The 2620-nt window shown below is 65.3% G+C and carries 3 protein-coding genes; all 3 read left to right on the top strand.

The window, feature by feature from the left end; all coding sequences use genetic code 11:
* The first annotated feature begins 27 nt into the window (after window positions 1-27).
* The 3 genes from NFX52_RS29695 (at window position 28) to fghA (ending at window position 2542) form a co-directional block, all read left to right on the top strand.
* Window positions 28-294 carry a metal/formaldehyde-sensitive transcriptional repressor gene (locus NFX52_RS29695; protein ID WP_055402789.1) on the top strand — a complete coding sequence of 89 codons (267 nt, stop codon included), beginning with the start codon at window positions 28-30 and terminating at the stop codon, window positions 292-294.
* 46 nt (window positions 295-340) lie between these two features.
* Window positions 341-1459 carry an S-(hydroxymethyl)glutathione dehydrogenase/class III alcohol dehydrogenase gene (locus tag NFX52_RS29700; protein WP_055402788.1) on the top strand — a complete coding sequence of 373 codons (1119 nt, stop codon included), beginning with the start codon at window positions 341-343 and terminating at the stop codon, window positions 1457-1459.
* Between the two features lie 210 nt (window positions 1460-1669).
* Complete coding sequence (fghA, locus tag NFX52_RS29705) at window positions 1670-2542, top strand: S-formylglutathione hydrolase (protein ID WP_055402786.1); 873 nt, start codon at window positions 1670-1672, stop codon at window positions 2540-2542.
* Window positions 2543-2620: the final 78 nt, after the last annotated feature.

Consider the following 2620-nt stretch of genomic DNA (forward strand, 5'->3'; position numbering starts at 1 on the left):
AGCCCCCGCACCCCACACCCGCAACCCATGCCCCACACCCCCGAAGACAAACAACGCGCCATCACCCGGCTGCGCCGCATCAAGGGCCAGGCCGAGGCGCTGGAGCGCGCGGTGGAAGCGGGCAGTGACTGCGCCCCCATCCTGCAGCAGCTGGCGGCCATGCGTGGCGCCGTGCACGGACTGATGGCCGACCTGCTCGACAGCCACGTGCGCGAGACGCTGGCGGAAAAACCGGCCCCGTCCCAGCAAGCCATTGACGAAACGCTGGCGCTGCTTCGCTCCTACCTCAAATAGACCGCCCACCCGCATTCCCTACCCGATTGACCGAAAGGACCACCCCATGAAATCCCGTGCCGCCGTTGCCTTCAAAGCCGGAGAACCCCTGCAGATCGTCGAGATCGACGTCGCACCGCCCAAAAAGGGCGAAGTGCTCATCAAGATCACCGACACCGGTGTGTGCCACACCGACGCCTTCACCCTCAGCGGTGACGACCCCGAGGGCCTGTTCCCCGTAGTGCTGGGCCATGAAGGCGCGGGCATCGTGGTGGAAGTGGGCGAAGGCGTGACCAGCGTGAAGCCGGGCGACCATGTGATCCCGCTCTACACCGCCGAATGCGGCGAGTGCCTGTTCTGCAAGAGCGGCAAGACCAACCTGTGCGTCGCCGTGCGCGCCACGCAGGGCAAGGGCGTGATGCCCGACGGCACCACGCGCTTTTCGTACAACGGCCAGCCCATCTACCACTACATGGGCTGCAGCACCTTCAGCGAATACACCGTGGTGGCCGAGGTGTCGCTGGCCAAGGTCAACCCGGATGCCAACCCCGAGCAGGTTTGCCTGTTGGGCTGCGGCGTGACCACGGGCCTGGGCGCGGTGAAGAACACCGCCAAGGTGCAAGAGGGCGACACCGTGGCCGTGTTTGGCCTCGGCGGTATTGGCCTGGCCGTGATCCAGGGCGCCAAGCTGGCCAAGGCGGGCCGCATCATCGCCGTGGACACCAACCCGTCCAAGTTCGACCTGGCCCGCACCTTTGGCGCCACCGACTGCGTGAACCCCAAGGACTTCGACAAGCCGATCCAGCAGGTCATCGTGGAGATGACAACCTGGGGCGTGGACCACAGCTTTGAGTGCATCGGCAACGTGAACGTGATGCGCGCTGCGCTCGAATGCGCGCACCGGGGCTGGGGCCAGTCGGTCATCATCGGCGTGGCAGGCGCCGGGCAAGAGATCAGCACCCGGCCCTTCCAGCTCGTCACGGGCCGCAAGTGGCTGGGCACGGCGTTTGGCGGCGTCAAGGGCCGCAGCGAGCTGCCCGGCATGGTCGAAGACGCGATGGCCGGCAAGATCCAGCTGGCGCCGTTTGTCACGCACACCATGGGGCTCAAGGACATCAACGAAGCGTTTGATTTGATGCACGAAGGCAAGTCCATCCGCTCCGTCGTCAAGTACGCAGCGGCCTGACGCCTGCAGAGCAGCCAGCCTTTGAGGCGCCTGAACGAACGCAATCCGTTCGGGCTGAGCCTGTCGAAGCCATGGCACACCTTGCCACCAACCCTTTGACAGGCTCAGGGTGAGCGGGGTGCTTCCAAGGCCACAGTTCAATCCAATAGAAAATAGCTTCCAGCGCTTATCCATCAAGCGCAGGAAGCTATTATTTCAATAGCAATCACCATGACCACATCCCTGGAACGGCTCAGCAGCCACGCCTGCTTTGGCGGCGAGCAGCACTTCTACCAACACGCCTCCACCGAGATCGGGCTGCCCATGAAGTTCTCGGTGTTCCTGCCCCCGCAGGCGCAGCAAGGGCCCGTGCCCGCCCTGCTCTTCCTGGCCGGGCTGACCTGCACCGAAGAAACCTTCATGGTCAAGGCTGGCGCCCAGCGCCTGGCCGCCGAGCTGGGCCTGGCCCTGATCGCGCCCGACACCAGCCCACGCGGTGACGCAGTGCAGTCCCTGCCCGGCGCCACGGCCAGCTGGGACTTTGGCGTGGGCGCAGGCTTTTACCTCGACGCCACGCAGAGCCCCTGGAACACCCACTGGCGCATGGAAAGCTATCTGTTGAAGGAGCTGCTGCCCGTGGTGGGCCAGCACCTGCCCATCGACCTGCAACGCCTGGGCATCTTCGGCCACAGCATGGGCGGCCACGGCGCGCTCACGCTGGCCCTGCGCCACCCGGGCCGGTTCAAGACGGTGTCGGCCTTTGCGCCCATCTGCGCGCCCACCCAGTGCCCCTGGGGCGAAAAAGCCTTCACCGGCTACCTGGGCCCAGACCGCACCACCTGGCTGGAGCACGATGCCACGGTGCTGATGCAGCACCAGCCCATTGCGCCTTACCCTGCGGGCATCCTCATCGACCAGGGGCTGGACGACAAATTCCTGGCCGACCAGCTGCACCCGCACCTGTTCGAGGCCGCGTGCCAGGCCATCGGCCAGCCGCTCACCCTGCGCCGCCACGCGGGCTACGACCACGGCTACTACTTTGTGCAGAGCTTTGTGAGCGATCATTTGGCCCACCATGCGCGGGGTCTTGGCGCCGCACATTAATGCGTTCTTAAGCAACGGTGTGTACACTAGAGAACTATGCTTTTGTCCTTGCGGCGCCTGCTGCCCTTTGCCTCGGCT

This window comes from Acidovorax facilis (assembly GCF_023913775.1).
Taxonomy (GTDB): domain Bacteria; phylum Pseudomonadota; class Gammaproteobacteria; order Burkholderiales; family Burkholderiaceae_C; genus Acidovorax; species Acidovorax facilis.

Excerpts from the sequence above, each read along its gene's own strand:
- NFX52_RS29700 (WP_055402788.1), top strand. The coding sequence starts at position 341 with ATGAAATCCCGTGCCGCCGTTGCCTTCAAAGCCGGAGAACCCCTGCAG.
- fghA (WP_055402786.1), top strand. The coding sequence starts at position 1,670 with ATGACCACATCCCTGGAACGGCTCAGCAGCCACGCCTGCTTTGGCGGC.
- NFX52_RS29695 (WP_055402789.1), top strand. The coding sequence starts at position 28 with ATGCCCCACACCCCCGAAGACAAACAACGCGCCATCACCCGGCTGCGC.